The organism is Acrocarpospora catenulata (assembly GCF_018476525.1).
In the GTDB taxonomy this organism is placed as follows: Bacteria; Actinomycetota; Actinomycetes; order Streptosporangiales; family Streptosporangiaceae; genus Acrocarpospora; species Acrocarpospora catenulata.
Genome location: NZ_JAHCST010000021.1, coordinates 117749 through 132600 on the forward strand (window position 1 = coordinate 117749; position 14852 = coordinate 132600).

The 14852-nt window shown below is 70.7% G+C and carries 14 protein-coding genes; 3 read left to right on the forward strand and 11 right to left on the reverse strand.

Annotated elements, in window-relative coordinates:
* Nucleotides 1-343: 343 nt before the first annotated feature.
* Nucleotides 344-3367, forward strand: coding sequence for an AfsR/SARP family transcriptional regulator (locus KIP79_RS22690; protein WP_214106907.1), 3024 nt, complete (start codon nucleotides 344-346; stop codon nucleotides 3365-3367).
* Nucleotides 3368-3411: 44 nt separating this feature from the next.
* On the opposite strand, the gene KIP79_RS48555 is transcribed toward KIP79_RS22690, so the two are convergent.
* The 6 genes from KIP79_RS48555 to KIP79_RS22715 are packed head-to-tail and all read right to left on the reverse strand — an operon-like array spanning nucleotide 3412 to nucleotide 7410.
* Nucleotides 3412-3543, reverse strand: coding sequence for a hypothetical protein (locus KIP79_RS48555; protein ID WP_256447404.1), 132 nt, complete (start codon nucleotides 3541-3543; stop codon nucleotides 3412-3414).
* Nucleotides 3544-3545: 2 nt separating this feature from the next.
* Nucleotides 3546-4364 carry an SDR family NAD(P)-dependent oxidoreductase gene (locus KIP79_RS22695; RefSeq protein WP_214106908.1) on the reverse strand — a complete coding sequence of 273 codons (819 nt, stop codon included), beginning with the start codon at nucleotides 4362-4364 and terminating at the stop codon, nucleotides 3546-3548.
* A 35-nt stretch (nucleotides 4365-4399) separates the two neighbouring features.
* Nucleotides 4400-5416, reverse strand: a complete 1017-nt coding sequence (gene gntD, locus KIP79_RS22700) for a guanitoxin biosynthesis L-enduracididine beta-hydroxylase GntD (protein WP_214106909.1) — start codon at nucleotides 5414-5416, stop codon at nucleotides 4400-4402.
* Complete coding sequence (locus tag KIP79_RS22705; protein ID WP_214106910.1) at nucleotides 5413-5622, reverse strand: MbtH family protein; 210 nt, start codon at nucleotides 5620-5622, stop codon at nucleotides 5413-5415. The genes gntD and KIP79_RS22705 overlap by 4 nt, the downstream gene beginning before the upstream one ends.
* Nucleotides 5623-5627: 5 nt before the next feature.
* Complete coding sequence (locus KIP79_RS22710) at nucleotides 5628-6629, reverse strand: methyltransferase domain-containing protein (protein ID WP_214106911.1); 1002 nt, start codon at nucleotides 6627-6629, stop codon at nucleotides 5628-5630.
* Between the two features lie 28 nt (nucleotides 6630-6657).
* Nucleotides 6658-7410, reverse strand: coding sequence for a HalD/BesD family halogenase (locus tag KIP79_RS22715; protein WP_214106912.1), 753 nt, complete (start codon nucleotides 7408-7410; stop codon nucleotides 6658-6660).
* A 184-nt stretch (nucleotides 7411-7594) separates the two neighbouring features.
* Between KIP79_RS22715 and KIP79_RS22720 the strand changes: the two genes are divergently transcribed.
* Together KIP79_RS22720 and KIP79_RS22725 are read left to right on the forward strand one after the other, a co-directional pair.
* Nucleotides 7595-8890: a cation:proton antiporter gene (locus KIP79_RS22720; RefSeq protein ID WP_214106913.1), complete on the forward strand. Its 1296-nt coding sequence runs from the start codon at nucleotides 7595-7597 to the stop codon at nucleotides 8888-8890.
* Nucleotides 8890-9684 (forward strand): alpha/beta fold hydrolase, encoded by a 795-nt coding sequence (locus KIP79_RS22725; protein WP_214106914.1) that lies wholly within the window; start codon nucleotides 8890-8892, stop codon nucleotides 9682-9684. Before KIP79_RS22720 ends, KIP79_RS22725 begins: the two co-directional genes overlap by 1 nt.
* Nucleotides 9685-9739: 55 nt before the next feature.
* On the opposite strand, the gene KIP79_RS22730 is transcribed toward KIP79_RS22725, so the two are convergent.
* From KIP79_RS22730 to KIP79_RS22750, 5 genes are all read right to left on the reverse strand, one after another.
* Nucleotides 9740-11647: a RiPP maturation radical SAM C-methyltransferase gene (locus tag KIP79_RS22730; RefSeq protein WP_214106915.1), complete on the reverse strand. Its 1908-nt coding sequence runs from the start codon at nucleotides 11645-11647 to the stop codon at nucleotides 9740-9742.
* Nucleotides 11640-12107, reverse strand: coding sequence for a flavin reductase family protein (locus KIP79_RS22735; protein ID WP_214106916.1), 468 nt, complete (start codon nucleotides 12105-12107; stop codon nucleotides 11640-11642). The genes KIP79_RS22730 and KIP79_RS22735 overlap by 8 nt, the downstream gene beginning before the upstream one ends.
* 80 nt (nucleotides 12108-12187) lie before the next feature.
* Nucleotides 12188-13723, reverse strand: coding sequence for a tryptophan halogenase family protein (locus KIP79_RS22740; RefSeq protein ID WP_214106917.1), 1536 nt, complete (start codon nucleotides 13721-13723; stop codon nucleotides 12188-12190).
* Entirely contained in the window at nucleotides 13720-13896 is a 177-nt protein-coding gene (locus tag KIP79_RS22745; protein ID WP_214106918.1) for an MbtH family protein, read from the reverse strand. The genes KIP79_RS22740 and KIP79_RS22745 overlap by 4 nt, the downstream gene beginning before the upstream one ends.
* Nucleotides 13897-13899: 3 nt before the next feature.
* Nucleotides 13900-14852, reverse strand: a 953-nt coding sequence (locus KIP79_RS22750) for a thioesterase domain-containing protein (RefSeq protein ID WP_250213647.1), incomplete at its 5' end; no start/stop codon positions are given.

Genomic DNA, 14852 nt, shown 5'->3' on the forward strand with positions numbered 1-14852 from the left:
GCTCGCCTGTATGAGGAAGGCTGCTGTCATGGACAGTAGACGGCGGCAATGTGGAAGCGATTTCGATGCGTTATTCGTGTCCGGCAACCCTCGAAACCCGCTGAAACCGTAGCCGCGATGGGGGAGGGCGGCAGAGCCCGGCACGTTACTGAGTGCCGCACGGCGTTGTACGTTTCGTCACCTTTGCTGTAAACCTCCACGAACGCACCACGGCATTTATCGTCAATGGTTACATAACCGCCTCTTCAACCTAAAGTCGTACCATCTCGGGTGGAGGGAGATCGTTGCCGGGAAGCCCGTGGACTGTGAAGATCGCATGAGTCGGACCCAGATGGGCGAACACATGGAGTTTCGGATCCTCGGGCCTCTCGAGGCCCTCGCGAGCGAGCGGAGTGTGCCGCTCGGCGGCCCTCGCCAGCGTGCGGTCCTGGCCATGTTGCTGATCAACGTCGACCGGGTCGTCTCGATCGACCGGCTCGGCGTGGCGATCTGGGGACACGAACCACCCGCCACCGCCAGGAACCAGATCGCCATCTGCGTCTCGGGGCTGCGCCGCGAGTTCGCCGCCGCCGGCGTCCAGCACGACTTCATCGTCACCGCGCCCTCCGGCTACCTGCTGCGGCTCGGCGATCACGTCCTGGACCTCAAGCAGGTCGAGGAGACCCTGCGCCGGGCCAGGTCGGCCCGTACCGAAAGCGGTCCCGAGGAGGCGTCGAGGCTGTTCGCCGAGGCGCTGGACCACTGGCGCGGCGAGCCGCTGGCGGGCGTGGACGCCGAGGTGATCCGCTCGGAGGCCCAGCGCCTCAAGGAGTGGCGCCTGGCCATCCTCGAGGAGTACTTCGAGGTCGAGCTGGAGCAGGCGCGCGACTACCAGATCGTCGGCGAGCTGACCGCCCTGGTCGACCAGTTCCCGCTCCGCGAGCGGCTGCGCGCGCTGCTGATGCTGGCGCAGAGCCGCGCGGGCCGCCGGGCCGAGGCCCTGGCCACCTACCAGGAGGGATACCGGCTCAGCGTGGAGCGCCTCGGCCTGGAGCCCGGCGGGGAGCTGGTCAGCCTGCACGAGGCGATCCTGCGCGGCCAGACCGGCCCCAGGCAGAGCTGGCTGCCCGCCGAGCAGGAGGTCGTGGCACCCGCCCAGCAGCCGACCGTCCCCGCGCAGCTGCCCCCCGACGTGAGCGGCTTCGTCGGCCGGAGCAAGGAGCTCGACACCCTCAACTGGCTGCTGGCGGAGCGGCCCCGGGACGGCCGGCCGTTCATCGCGGTCATCACCGGCATGGGCGGGATCGGCAAGAGCGGGCTGGCGGTGCACTGGTCCCACCTGGTCTCCGCGCGCTTCCCCGACGGCCAGCTCTTCGTCGACCTCAACGGCTACTCCGAGGCCGGCCCCCCGCTGGCCCCCTTCGAGGTGCTCGACCACCTCCTGCGGGCGCTCAACGTGCCCAGGAGCCAGCCCCTGTCGACGCTGGAGGAGCGGGCGGCCATGTTCCGCAGCGCGCTGGCCGGCCGGCAGGTCCTGCTCGTCCTCGACAACGCCAGGGACTCCAGCCAGGTCAGGCCGCTGCTGCCGGGCGCCACCGGCTGCGCCGTCGTGGTGACCAGCCGCGACCAGCTGGTCGGGCTGATCACCCTGGAAGGCGCCACCCAGATCCGGCTCGGCGTGCTGGAGCCAGAGGAGGGCATGGGCGTGGTGGCCGGCATCGCCGGCGAGCAGCGGGTGAACGAGGACGTGGACGGCGCCAGGCGGCTGAGCGAGCTGTGCGGCGGGCTGCCCCTGGCGCTGCGGGTGGCCGCCGCCCGGTTGGCCATCAGGCCCAACTGGACCAGCGCCGACCTGGTGACCAGGCTCACCGACGAGAGCCGCCGCCTCGACGAGCTCAGCCACAGCGAGGTGGACGTGCGCGCCAAGCTGACGCTCAGCTACCGGGACCTGCCGGCCGACCTCGCCCGCATGTTCCGCCGGCTCGCGCTGCCCGACATGCCGGAGTTCAGCCCGTGGCTGGGCGCCGCGCTGATGGACGTGCCCGTCGAGCGGGCCCAGGACCTGGTCGAGGAGCTGGTCGACGCGCAGCTCCTGGAGGTGGGCCAGCCGCGCCTGCCCGGGCAGCCGCGCTACCGCTTCCACGACCTGGTGCGCCTCTACGCGCGGGAGCGCGCCATGACCGAGGAGAGCGCGGCGGAGCGCGAGGCGGCGCTGCGCCGGGCGCTCGGCTGCTGGCTGTCGCTGGTGGAGGCCGCGCACGCCCGCCTGCTCGGCGGCGACTTCGCGGTCCTGCACGGCACCGCCGAGCGGTACCGCCTGCCCGGCGACGTGCTCGACCGGTTGCTGGCCGACCCCCTCGAATGGTTCGAGGCCGAGCGGCAGCCGCTGCTGTCGGCCATCGGCCAGGCGGCCGCCGCCGACCTGGCCGACCTGTGCTGGGACCTGGTGATGACCTCGGCCACCTTCTTCGAGTCGCGCAGCTACTTCGACGACTGGCGCGGCACGCACGAGCTGGCGCTGGCCGTGGCGCGCCGGATCGGCGACGCGCGCGGCGAGGCGGCGATGATCTACGGCCTGGGCAGCCTGGAGCTGTTCCGCCAGCGCTACGACGAGGCCGAGCCGCTGCTGACCCAGGCCATGCGGACCTTCGAGGAGCAGGGCGAGCTGCACGGCCACGCCCTGGCGCTGCGCAACCTGGCCTTCCTGGACCGGATGGCCGGCCACTTCGACCTGGCGCTGGAGCGCTACGCCGAGGCGGCGCAGGCGCTGCGCCAGTGCGGCGACCGCGCCGCCGAGGCGCACGTCCTGGCCAGCACCGCGCAGGTCAGGATGGACCGGGAGGAGTACGCCGCGGCCGAGCCGCTGCTGCGGGTGGCGCTGACCGCGTTCGAGGAGATCGGCCACCAGCGGGGGCTGGCCCAGGCGCTGCACCGGTTCGGCGAGGTGCTGCTGCACACCCAGCGGATCGACGAGGCCCGCCGGGCGCTGGAGAAGGCGCTGGACACCGTGCAGCGGCTGCGCGACGTGGTGGGGGAGTCGTACGTGATGCGCGCCCTGGGCGAGACCTACGCGCGGCAGGGCCGTACCGAAAAGGCGGAGAAGGCGCTGCTCACCGCCCGCGACATCGCCTACCGGATCAGGGAGCAGTTCGTGGTGGGCTCGGCCTCGCTCGCCCTGGGGAACCTTTACTTCGGCATCGGGGACACCACGCTGGCCAGAAACAACCTGACCCTGGCTGCCAAGGTCTTCGAGGAGCTCGGCACCAGGGTCTGGCACGCGCGGGCGCTGGAGGCCCTGGCCGTCAACGAGGCGCTGCTCCGCAACGACCAGGGAGCACACGAGTTGTGGGCGCTCGCGACGGCGATTCTGTCGGCCGAGGCGGGATGACCGCCCGGCGCGTGTCCGGTTGGGGTTCAGGTCTTTCCGGCAGATCAGGTCCAGTGGAAGTTCTCGATGCTCTCGCTGGGCGGGGGCACCCGGTCGCTGGCCTCGGCGCTGGCGACGCCGGTCAGGGCGACGGACAGGACCGTGAAGAGGGTGGCTGCGGCGGCGAGTCTGCGCATGATCAGTTGTCCCTTTCGAATGGATGGAACGGGGTTGACACGTGCGGGGAGAGCGGCCAGGTGAGGGGCCCGGTGTCGACCGAGCCGCCGCGGGTGGCGAAGGTGGAGGTGGTGGCGCCGGCGGTCTCGCCGCCGTCGATGACCAGCTCCTGGCCGGTCATGAAGGCGGCGTCGTCGGAGGCCAGGTAGAAGAAGGCGGCGGCGATCTCGTCAGGGGAGGCGTGCCGCCCCAGCGGGATGTTGCCGTTGACCTCCTCCAGCATCTCCGGGGTGTACTCGGCCTCCTGCATGGGGGTCAGGACCGCGCCAGGGCTGACGCAGGCCACCCGCACGCGCGGGCTGAGCTCCAGGGCGAACGTGCGGCACAGCGCCACGATGCCGGCCTTGGTGGCGTTGTAGTCGGCGTAGTAGGGGTAGCCGCGGGAGCCGTTGACCGACGCGGTCGCCAGCAGCACCCCGTGCCCCTGGCGGGCCAGGTATCCCGCGGCGCACCGCCACAGTCCGAGCACGCCGAGCAGGTTGACGTCCACGATCCGGCGCGCCGTGGCCTCGTCGATGTCGAGCACGCCGTGCCGCACGCTGATGCCGGCGTTGGCGATGACGACGTCGAGCCTGCCGTGTCTGGCCCAGACCTCGCCCACGGCGGCCTCGACCCCCGGCCAGTCGGTGACGTCGGTCTTCCGCCAGGTCACCGAGCTCGACGGCGTGCCCGACGGCGGCCGCACGTCGAGGTTGACCACGGCCGCGCCGGCGCGCGCGAAGCGCTCGGCCGTGGCGAAACCGATCCCGCTGGAGGCTCCGGAGATGACCACGGTACGCATGGGGTTCGTTCCTTATTTATGAGAAAGGCGCTGGGCTAGAAGATCACTCGACGGCTCTCGGTCGCCCGGTTGCCGATGGACCTGCGCAGGTTCCTGCTGACCGTCAGCTTCTTCAGCCAGCGGTCGGTGCCGTCGTACCGGGGCAGGAAGGGGCTGCGGCCGTGGACGGCCAGGTAGTTGTCGACCACGAGCAGGCTGCCCTGGCCCACCACCACATCCTGCTTCTTGGCCTCCAGCTCCGCCATGAGCGCGTCCAGCGCCTGCTCGGCGGCCGGGTCGTCGCCCACGCAGGACATGAACGGCCGGTCGATCCGCAGGTACGGGCTGCGCCGGTCGCCGATGAGCACGGGCACCGCCTCCGGCTCGGACCGCATCCGGCGCATCAGCTCCAGCGCCGGGTGGCCGGGCTGGCGCAGTTCCAGCTGACGCAGGTGCTCGTCGTCGGGGCGGATGTGGAAGCCGGGCCTGGACAGCAGTTCCTCGTCCTCGGCGGCCAGTTCCAGGTCGCGCACCGAGGAGATGGTTGTCGCCACCCCGTCCTGGTTGCGCAGCCCGAACAGCAGCAGGTAGTCGCAGCGCAGCGGGTGGAAGCCGTCCTCGGTGTGGAACTCCAGCGGCGACTGGCTGCCGTGGCCGCTCTGCCGCCGTTCGTCGCCCTTTATCGGGACGATGTTCTGGATCATCCGGCCGCCCTGCAGGGTGGACCAGGCGAAGGGCTCGCCCAGGACCATCCCGCAGAGCGCGAGGAAGATCTCCACTTCGCCCGCGGCGGGTGACTGCCCGGCCGCGGACCAGTGCCCGGGGGTCGGGCCGAGCGCCGCGTCGTCCACCGGGAAGCCGTGCACCAGGCACATCTCGGCCGGCTCGGTCCGGCGGAAGTCCTCAAGAAACCGGCGCAGACCCACCGGCAGCTCCTCGCGGATGTGCCAGCAGCGGTCGTAGAAACCGGGATCGGCCGGATCCTCCTGCAGGGCGCGGACGCGGTCGGCGATCGCCAGGATCGCGTCCACCTCCTTGTCGTCCAGGAGGTACTCGACCGTGTCCGCGCTCATGCTAGGGCTCTCCTGACACTCGCCGGACGGATGTCGGTCCAGTGCCGCTCGACGTAGTCCAGGCAGGCCGTGCGGCTGTCGGGGCCGAACGCCGCCGTCCAGCCCTCGGGCACCGGGAAGGACACGGGCCACAGGGAGTGCTGCTCCTCGTCGTTGACGAGGATGCGGAAGACGCCGTTTTCGTCGTCGAAGGGATTGCTGCTCATGGCGGTCACTCCTGGCCGTCGGCGGGGCGCAGCTCGAACAGGACGCCTCCGGGGGGCGCGGCGAAGTGGCTCTCGCCGACGATCTCCCACCCCGACTCGGCGAACGCCTCGTACCACTCCTGGCGGGTGGGGATGTAGACGCCCATGAGCGCGTGGATGAGCTCGAAGCCGAGCGTGAAGATCTGGGTCTCGGGACCGGGCACCCGCTCGCTGCGGACCACGTCGCACAGCAGCAGCCGGCGGGCGGCGGGGAAGGCGGCGCGTAACTGCCGCAGGCCCGCCACGCAGGTGGCCTTGGGCCAGAAGTCGTGGCCGAGGAAGACACAGGTGATCAGGTCCACGTCGGCGAACAGCTCCCGGGGCGCCAGGTTCCGCACGTCGCCGGTGACGATGCTGATCCGGTCGGCCAGACCGGCCTCGGCCACCGACTCCGCCGCCAGCTCGACGGCGGCGGGGGCGATGTCGACGCCCACGCCGCGCACGCCGGGCCGGGCCGTCGCGGCGGCCATCACCCGCTGGCCGGAGCCGCAGCCGAGGTCGCAGATGACCTTGTAGTCCAGCTCGGCCAGCAGCTTGGTGAAGTGCGGCTCCACGTGGGTGTCGCCGATGAGCCGCGAGCCGACGGCGACGGCCCGCATGTCCCTGGTGTAGAAGTCGCCGACCCGGTCGTCGGTGCGCGCGACCCCGGGGGCCACCGAGAACAGCTCGCCGCAGCCCCGGACCATCCAGTAGAAGTAGCCGCGCGCGGCGTAGGCCTCGTCGAAGCGCGGGCCGACCACGGCCTTGTCGTCGGCGACCTCCACGATCTCCGCCCAGGAGAGCGTGGCGAGAAGCTGACGCACCACCGTCCGGTCGAGCCCGCCGGCCTCGGCGGCGTCGAAGGAGTAGCTGCCCTGCTCCCTGAGCCCGTCCAGGATGCCCAGCTCGCTGGCGGCCGAGAGCGACACGGCGACGAGATACGACGAGAAGATGTCGGCTACCGGGCCGCGCGTGAAAGTAGTGCTCATCGGATTCTTCCTTTCCCCGGCATGGTGATCATGCTTTTTCCGCCGCCGAGTCGGCCCAGAGCGCGTCCATGGTCTCGTGCGATACCACGGTCTCCAGGTCGGTCTTGGCGGCGTACCCCATATTGATAATCGTGCGCACGCCGGAACTGAGCGGATAAACGCGGTGCAGCGTGGTGTTCGTGCGCATTACATAGAGGTCGCCGGGCAGCACTTCAAACGAATGGGTCGGATTGCTGAGCAGCGCCCTGTTAATGGACGGGTTCGCCTTGTCCCAGGTGGTTCCCGGCACGCACTGGACGAATCCGCCGTCTTCGGCCGGCGGGCACTCGATGACCCAGACCAGCGCGAAACTGTAGTCGTCCCAGTGCCAGCCGTGGGTGTCACCGCTGCGCTCAAGGCGCGTGATGACGTACTGCTCCGGCTCGTACGGGCACGCCAGTACGGGCTCCCCGACCAGCTCCGCGAGCAGGCCGACGAGGGTCTCCGACTGGTACACCCCGGGGATCAGCGCGCTGTGCGCGGTGATCTCCGCCTGGGTCACGTTGCGCATCCTGCGCGGCGTGTTCCCGGTCTCCTTGAATCGCAGATCGCGCCGGATTCCGGATTTTCCGATGATGGCGAGTACGTCTTCCGCGACCGCTTCCTTTACGCTCGGCGGCACCAGGAATGACGCCGATGAGAAGCCGCAGGAGGCGAATCTCCGCCGGGCCGCCGCTAATTCTTCGGCCAGCTGCGGGCGGCGCGCGTGCTGGTCCAGCTCCTGAAGTATTCGAGCATTCACCGCGTGGATCCTTCGCTCGTGATGGGGATCTCGCTGCCTGGACCGTATGGCAGCGATCAGTGCCGGTGAAGCGTCGAGGCCGACTGTGGCGAGAAATCGCCATTCATTCCTGGTCACGGCGGGGCCGTTCTCAGCCCTTCTAGGGTGGGGTGGCCAATGAAATTCGAGGTAGACAGGGCGTGACATGTCAGCCGGAGCCCTCTTTTTGCTGCAGGTCATCGTGATCCTGCTCCTGGCAGTGGTCCTCGGCCGACTGGCCGCCAGATTCGGCCTGCCGACCATCGTCGGCGAGCTGTCGGCAGGACTGATCCTCGGTCCCTCGGTGCTCGGGAGCCTGGTGCCCGGCTGGTCGAACTGGTTCCCCACCCCCGGCACCGGTCACAGCGTCCTCCTGGACGCCATCGCCCAACTGGGTGTCCTGCTCCTGGTGGGGCTGACCGCGGCGCAGCTGGACCTGGCCGAGCTGCGGCGCAGCGCGGGAACCCTGGCCAGGGTGAGCGCCTGGGGCCTGGTGGTGCCGCTCGCGCTGGGCGTGGCGGCCGGATTCCTGGTGCCGGTCGCGCTCATGGGGCCGGGTGTCGGACGCGGAGTGTTCGCGGCCTTCCTCGGGGTGGCGTTGTCCGTCAGCGCCATCCCCGTCATCGCCAGGACCCTGTCGGACCTGCGGCTGCTTGACCACCGCGTCGGCCAGCTCACGCTGGCGGCCGGCGCCTGCCAGGACGCGGTCGGCTGGGTGCTGCTCGCGCTGGTGGGGGCGGTGGCGGCGGCCGGGTCCAGCCTGACCACCGCGGGCCTGCCGATCCTCGCCCTGGCCGTGCTGGTGGCCGTCGCCATGGCGGCCCGGCCGGCGGCCCGGCGCGTGTTACGCGCGGTCGGCCGCTCGGGCGAGCAGGCGCCGACCCTGACGGTCTTCGTGGTGGTGATCCTCACCGGCGCGCTGGCCGCGAACGCGTCCGGGCTGGAGAGCGTCGTGGGCGCGTTCATCGCCGGACTGGTGATCGGCGTGCCCGGCGGGGCCGACCCCCGCCACCTGGACACCCTGCGGGTCGTGGTGATCGCGGTGCTGGCGCCGGTCTTCCTCGCCTTCGCCGGGCTCCACCTGGACATCACCGTGCTCGCCGAACCCGCGGTGGCCCTCACCGCCGTGGGCGTGCTCGCGGTCGCGGTGCTCGGCAAGCTCGTCGGCGGTTACGTCGGCGCCCGCGGCAGCGGGCTGCCGCGGTGGGAGTCGGTGGCCATCGGCGCCGGGCTGAACTCCCGCGGCCTGATCGAGGTGATCGTCGCGACCGTCGGCCTGCGGCTGGGCATCCTCACCGCCGCCACCTACGCCGTCATCGTGCTCGTCGCCGTCGCCACCTCCCTGATGGCGCCGCCCCTGCTGCGCCTGGCGATGGCCAGAGCCCGTGCCGCACAGCCAGCGGAACCGCCCGCCGTCGCGGAACACGCCGCCGCGGGACTCGACAAGGACGGGAGGGCCTGATGGCCGTAGTCAGAGTGAACGGGACCACGATCAGCTACACCGACCAGGGCACCGGCGACCCGGTGGTCCTGGTCATGGGCACCGGCAGCCCAGGGCACGTGTGGCACCTGCACCAGGTGCCGGCCCTGCTGGCGGCCGGTTACCGCGTCATCACCTTCGACAACCGGGGCCTGGCGCCGGGCGGCGGCCCGCCGCCGGAGATCGACGACCTGGTGGCCGACCTGGCGGGGCTGATCGAGACGCTGTGCGGCGGCCGGTGCCGGGTGGCCGGTGTCTCGATGGGCGCGCACGTCGTGCAGGAGCTGCTGCTGGCCCGGCCCGAACTGGTCGACCGGGCCGTCCTGCTGGCCACCCGCGGCCGCCCCGACCACTTCCGCACCCGGCTGGCCGACGCCGAGGCCCAGCTGTACTTCAGCGACGCCGAGCTGCCCGCGGCCTACGCCGCGGCGCTGCGCGCGGTGCTCAGCCTGTCCCCGCACACCCTCAACGACGAGGGCGAGGCGCGCAAGTGGCTCGACCTGTTCGAGGTCTTCCCCACCGGCAAGTCCGTCATGCGGGCCCAGCACCGGCTGGAGGTGATCACCGAGCGGCTGGAGGCCTATCGCGGGATCCGCACCCGGTGCCTGGTCGTCGCCTTCGAGGACGACCTCATCACGCCGCCGCACCTCTGCCAGGAGGTGGCCATGGCCATTCCCGGCTGCCGCTACGAGCAGGTCGCCAAGTGCGGCCACTACGGCTACCTGGAGCAGCCCGACGAGGTGAACTCCCTCATCCTGGACTTCTTCGGGTCCTGAAAACCAACAAACAAAGCGGGGTACGGCGCCGTTGCCGTACCCCGCTCAGTCGTTGTCAGCTCACCGTTATCGGGAGCCGCCGCCGGGCGCTGACCAGCGAGCGCCGCGGCCGGGGCAGCGGGTCCACACCGGTCTCCGCCATGATCAGGCTCATCGCCCGCTCGCCCTCGACGAAGACCAGGCCGAGGTGGCGCAGCTCCGCCACCCGCTCGGCCACTCCCTCGACGTGGGGCAACTCGGCGCCCAGCCGGTCAAGCCTGGTGGGCCGTTCCAGCGTGAGCAGCACCTCGGCGGTCGCCGGGTCGAGCGGGTAACGCTCGGCCGTGCCGCGGCGCGAGTCGTACACCTCCCAGCCGCCGTCAACCTCCTCCAGCCGCAGTTCCGGCCGGCGCCCGTCGTCCTCCCACGCCGCACACCACGCCGACACCGCCGCCGCCAGCGGCCTGAGCCAGCGGGCCACCGCGATCAGGTACGGCGAGAAGGACCGGTCGTTGAAGTAGTACGCCAGGTCGCGCAGCGACTCCTCGGGGAAGGGATAGGTCAGCCCGTAGTGGTCGACCGGGTGCAGGTCGAGCCCGAACTCCTCGGCGTTGTTGAAGTACGGGCTGTACCGGTCGAACCGGACGGGGAACACCCCTTCCGGCGGCGGCAGGTGGGTGAGCAGCGGCAGGTCGGCCACGTACTTCTCGAAGGTCGACTCCGGCTCGCCGGGGAAGCCGATGAGCAGGTTCCAGGCCGGGGAGATGCCGTAGCGCACGCAGTTCTTCAGCAGTTGGAGGTTCTGGAAGGCCGAGGAGCCCTTCTTCATCAGCTTGAGCGTGCCCGTGGCCAGCGCCTCGATGCCGGGCTGGATCTTGGTGACCCCCGCCCTGGCCATCTCCGCCATGTCCTGCTGGTCCAGGCCCACCTTGACCTCGTAGAAGATCGAGGAGCCCGGCGGCGGGTCGAGCTTGGGCAGCACGTCGGTGAGGTACTCCAGCGGCATGATGTTGTCGGTGCAGGAGTAGGTCGTGCACCACGGCGCGTACTCGAAGAGGCGCTCGAACTGCCGCACCGCGTTCTCCGCGGACATCGACCGGTAGCCCATGTTCTGCCCGTTGAGCCCGCAGAACGTGCAGTGCGAGCGCTCGCCCCACCAGCAGCCGCGCGAGGTCTCGAAGAACAGGATCGGCTCCACCGGGTCCTCGACGGTGGCGTTCAGCCCGGTGAAGGAGTCGGCGAAGGAGGCGTAGTCGGGCTCGACGAGGTCGTCGACATCGGTGTCGGCCCCGATCGCCCGGCGGTAGCGCGGCTCGTGGCAGTTCTTCCGCGAGACCACGCCGCCGATCGTGTGCGCGGCGCTCAGGTCGTCGTCGATCAGGGCGCGCAGGAAGCGGGGGAAGGTGCGCAGCGACGGGCCCGAGAAGACGAAGTCGAGTTGGGTGGCGTGCTCGATCAGGGTGGCGCCCATCGGGGTCTCGCAGTTGGCGCCGCCCATGACGGTGACGGTCTCCGGCGAGAGGTCCTTGATGACGGTGGCCATGGCCAGGCTCGGCACCGTCTGCATGAACATCGAGCTGAAGCCGACCAGGTCGGCCTCGGCCAGGCGGTACCGGTCGGCGAGGAAGGCGCAGAACTCGCCCAGCCGCTCCCGGCGCGTCATCACCGCGCGGCGGAAATCGGCCCAGCCGGGTCCGGCGAAGTAGCGCGCGAAGTACTGCTCGCTGTTGTCGGGCTCGTACGGGAAGGCGACCTGGCGGAACAGCCAGTCACCGATCCCGGCCACGTGCTGCTCCATGCCTTCGGCGATCGCGTCGTAGATCTCGGTGCCGAAGAAACGCACGAAGTCGTGGTTGAGGTAGCACACCCGTACGTTGACCTCCTCACCGAATTCCCGGTTGACCAGGGCGGCGAGCTGGCTGAGAGCGAACGAGGGCCGACGCCGGTCGGCGAACGGCATGTTGACCAAGGCCACGTCACGCACGAAGAATCCTTTCCCCGGGATGCCAGACGGCGTACTGGCGGAACCCGTACAGGAGTGGGGTCTCTGGATCGATCTGGATGTCCGTCACCCGGCCGAGGAGGAGCGCGTGGTCCTCCACCGTCCAGACCTGCTCGACCTGGCATTCCGCCCAGCCGTGCAGGTCGCCGAGCCGGGGGAGGTCCAGCGGGCCCCGGCGGGACCAGCGGACGGCGGAGAAGCGGTCGGCGGTCAGTGACGCGAACAGCTTGGCCACCTCGCGCGCCCTGGCCGGCAGCAGGTTCACCGCGAAGCCGCCGGTGTCGACGGCGGCCGCCAGGGTCCTGCTGTGGGTGTTCAGGCTGACCAGCAGCATGGGCGGGGCCAGCGTGACGCTGATGAGCGAGGAGCAGGTCAGGCCGCAGGGCTCGCCCTCGTGGCTCATCGCCGTCACCACGGCGACCCCCGTGGGGAAGGCGCTCATGAAGGAGCGGCACTCCTCGACCAGGCGCGGGCTGACCGGCTCGGGGGGAGCGGGCTCTGGGGGAGCTGTGGAATTCCCGCTCAATGGATGCTCGTCAGGTACTCGTGGGCTGACGGGAGCGCCGCCACCATGCGCTCGGCGCCCGCCCGCACCGCGGCGAACTCGGCCTGGGCCCGGGCCGGGTCCAGGTGGCTGAGCGCGGGGCGCGGCGTGGCCGGCGCGTGGCCGAGCCCGAGCAGCATCGTGATCCACGAGTACGGCTCGAACCCGTGGTAGTACGGGTAGAGCAGGCTCTCGTCGGGCACCCGGGTCGCGGCGACCTCCAGCAGGTCGGCCAGCGTCTGGGGGATCTTGCGCAGCTTGGTCTCGCGCCAGTAGGGCGTGTCGGCGCGCGCGGTCGCCCGGTAGTGGAGCACGAGGAACTCCTTGACCCCGTCCACCACCCGGGCCACCTTCTCGTTGTAGCCGTCGATCAGCAGCGGGTCCCAGCTCTGGTCGGGGAAGTGCTTGACCAGCTGCTCGATGGCGTGCTGGATGAAGAAGATCCCGGTCGACTCCAGCGGCTCGACGAACGCGCTGGACAGGCCGACGGCCACGCAGTTGCCCACCCACGAGCGGTGGTTGCGCCCGATCCGCATCCGGATGTGGTTGGCCTCCAGGTCGTCGCGGCCGGGCGCGGCGAACGCGCGCAGCGTCCGCTCGGCCTCCTCGGGGGTGCAGAACTCGTCGGAGTAGACGTAGCCGGTGCCGTTCCGGCCGTACAGCGGGATGGTCCAGATCCAGCCGGCGTCCATCGCGCTGGCCGTGGTGTAGGGGTTGATGAGCTCCTGCTCGGCGCGCGGCACGCGCAGCGCGACCGCGCGGTTGTTGGGCAGCACGTCCTGGAAGGACATGAAGGACTCGCCGAGGGCGCCGTTGATGAGCAGGCCGCGGAAGCCGGTGCAGTCGACGAAGAGGTCGCCGGTCAGCGGGCCGTGCTCCTTGGTGTCGACGTGCGTGATCCAGCCGCGCTCGTCCTGGCCGACGCCGGTCACGTCGTCCAGCACGTGCCGCACGCCCATCTTCACGCCCAGGCCGGTCAGGAAGCGGGCCAGCTGGGCGGCGTCGAAGTGGTAGGCGTAGGGGAACTGGGCGCGCTGCTCGTCCAGGGTCGAGCGGCCGAGCGAGCCGTCCAGGCCGGACACGAACAGGCCGCCGCCGAGCAGCCTGGGCGAGCGCCTGGCCTCGCACAACCACGGCGTGACGTAGCAGTGCCGGTCGAAGGTCGCGGAGTCGCCGTTCAACGCCATGTGCCAGTCGGCCAGGGTGAAGCCGTCGGCGACGCGCAGCCGCTCGAACGGGTGGTAGAAGTGCGTGCCGTCGCCCCGCCAGTTCTCGAACCTGATGGCCAGCTTGTAGGAGGCGGCGCACTGCGGCATCCAGTCCTGCTCGTCCAGGCCGAGGTAGTCGAAGAAGTGCCGGATGGTGCTGAAGGTGGCCTCGCCCACACCGATCGTGGGGATCCGCGCCGACTCCACCAGAGTGACCGAGACGCGGTCGCCGAAGGCGGTCTTGAGATAGGTAGCGGTCATCCAGCCGGCCGTACCGCCGCCGACGATCACCACATTGTTGATCATTTCCCTGGTCCTCTCAGGCTGAGCGGCCGCATGTCGGTCCAGACGGCGGCGATATGGGTGAGGCAGTCCTCGCGGCTGCCGTGGAAGCCCGCGTCCTCCCATCCCGTGGGGTTGTCCCGGTCGGCGGGCCAGATGGAGAACTGCTCCTCGTGGTTGACGACGACTCTGAACATGACTCATGCCTCCAACAGGTGCTGGGCCACGATGGGCCCGATCTCGGCCATGGCGTCGGCCCGGGTCATCTCGTCGTGGGCGCAGTCGATCTCGTGGACGTGCAGCCGCCCGCCCACGTGCGGCTGCCAGATGCCGGCGGGCGAAAGCTCCGGCTCCCAGGTCCTGCTGGCGACGAACAGCAGCGCGTCGCCGCCGATCGTGCCCGGCTTGTGCGCGTCCATCAGCGCGGAGTTGTGCAGGACGGTTTCGGTCATCGACGCCATGAGCTCCTCGTCGAGCTCGGCCGCGTAGCCCACCGAGTCCATCAGCAGCTGGCGCGCCTCGGCCGGGTCCTCGATCCCCGGGCGCTCGGCGCCGGAGAAGGCCGGGTAGCTGTCCAGCAGGGCCAGCATGGCCACCTGGTCCTGGCCCAGCAGCTCGGCCGCCGCGTGCGCGACCAGCCCGCCGAAGGACCACCCCAGCAGGTGGTACGGGCCCTCGGGCTGGATCCGCCTGATCTCCTCCAGGTAGCGCTCGGCCAGCTCGGTCACCGACCCCGCACGCTCGATCGCGGACGACTGGAGCCCGTACAGCGGGCGGTCGCCGGGCAGATGGCGCAGCAGGCTGCTGTAGCACCAGCTCACCCCGCCCACCGGGTGCACACAGAACAGCGGCGGCAGCGAGCCGGTCGGCCGCAGCGGCAGCAGGACGTCGAAGGCGTTCTTCTCGCCGCCGCCGTCGAGCCGCTCGATCAGCTCGGCCACCGTGGGGGCCGCGAACAGGTCGCGGATGGTGAGGGTGGCGCCGAGGGTGGTGCGGATGCGGCTGATGAGGCGGGTGGCGAGGATGCTGTGGCCGCCGTTGGCGAAGAAGTTGTCGTCGATGCCGAGGTGGGGGGTGCCGAGGATGTCGGTGAAGAGGGTGAGGAGGGTGGTTTCGCGGGGTCCTCGGGGTGGGCGGTGGGTGGTGGTGGGTG

Coding starts and splice junctions, on each gene's coding strand:
- KIP79_RS22690 (WP_214106907.1), top strand. CDS start 344: ATGGAGTTTCGGATCCTCGGGCCTCTCGAGGCCCTCGCGAGCGAGCGG.
- KIP79_RS48555 (WP_256447404.1), bottom strand. CDS start 3,543: ATGCGCAGACTCGCCGCCGCAGCCACCCTCTTCACGGTCCTGTCCGTC.
- KIP79_RS22695 (WP_214106908.1), bottom strand. CDS start 4,364: ATGCGTACCGTGGTCATCTCCGGAGCCTCCAGCGGGATCGGTTTCGCC.
- gntD (WP_214106909.1), bottom strand. CDS start 5,416: ATGAGCGCGGACACGGTCGAGTACCTCCTGGACGACAAGGAGGTGGAC.
- KIP79_RS22705 (WP_214106910.1), bottom strand. CDS start 5,622: ATGAGCAGCAATCCCTTCGACGACGAAAACGGCGTCTTCCGCATCCTC.
- KIP79_RS22710 (WP_214106911.1), bottom strand. CDS start 6,629: ATGAGCACTACTTTCACGCGCGGCCCGGTAGCCGACATCTTCTCGTCG.
- KIP79_RS22720 (WP_214106913.1), top strand. CDS start 7,595: ATGTCAGCCGGAGCCCTCTTTTTGCTGCAGGTCATCGTGATCCTGCTC.
- KIP79_RS22725 (WP_214106914.1), top strand. CDS start 8,890: ATGGCCGTAGTCAGAGTGAACGGGACCACGATCAGCTACACCGACCAG.
- KIP79_RS22735 (WP_214106916.1), bottom strand. CDS start 12,107: ATGAGCGCCTTCCCCACGGGGGTCGCCGTGGTGACGGCGATGAGCCAC.
- KIP79_RS22740 (WP_214106917.1), bottom strand. CDS start 13,723: ATGATCAACAATGTGGTGATCGTCGGCGGCGGTACGGCCGGCTGGATG.
- KIP79_RS22745 (WP_214106918.1), bottom strand. CDS start 13,896: ATGTTCAGAGTCGTCGTCAACCACGAGGAGCAGTTCTCCATCTGGCCC.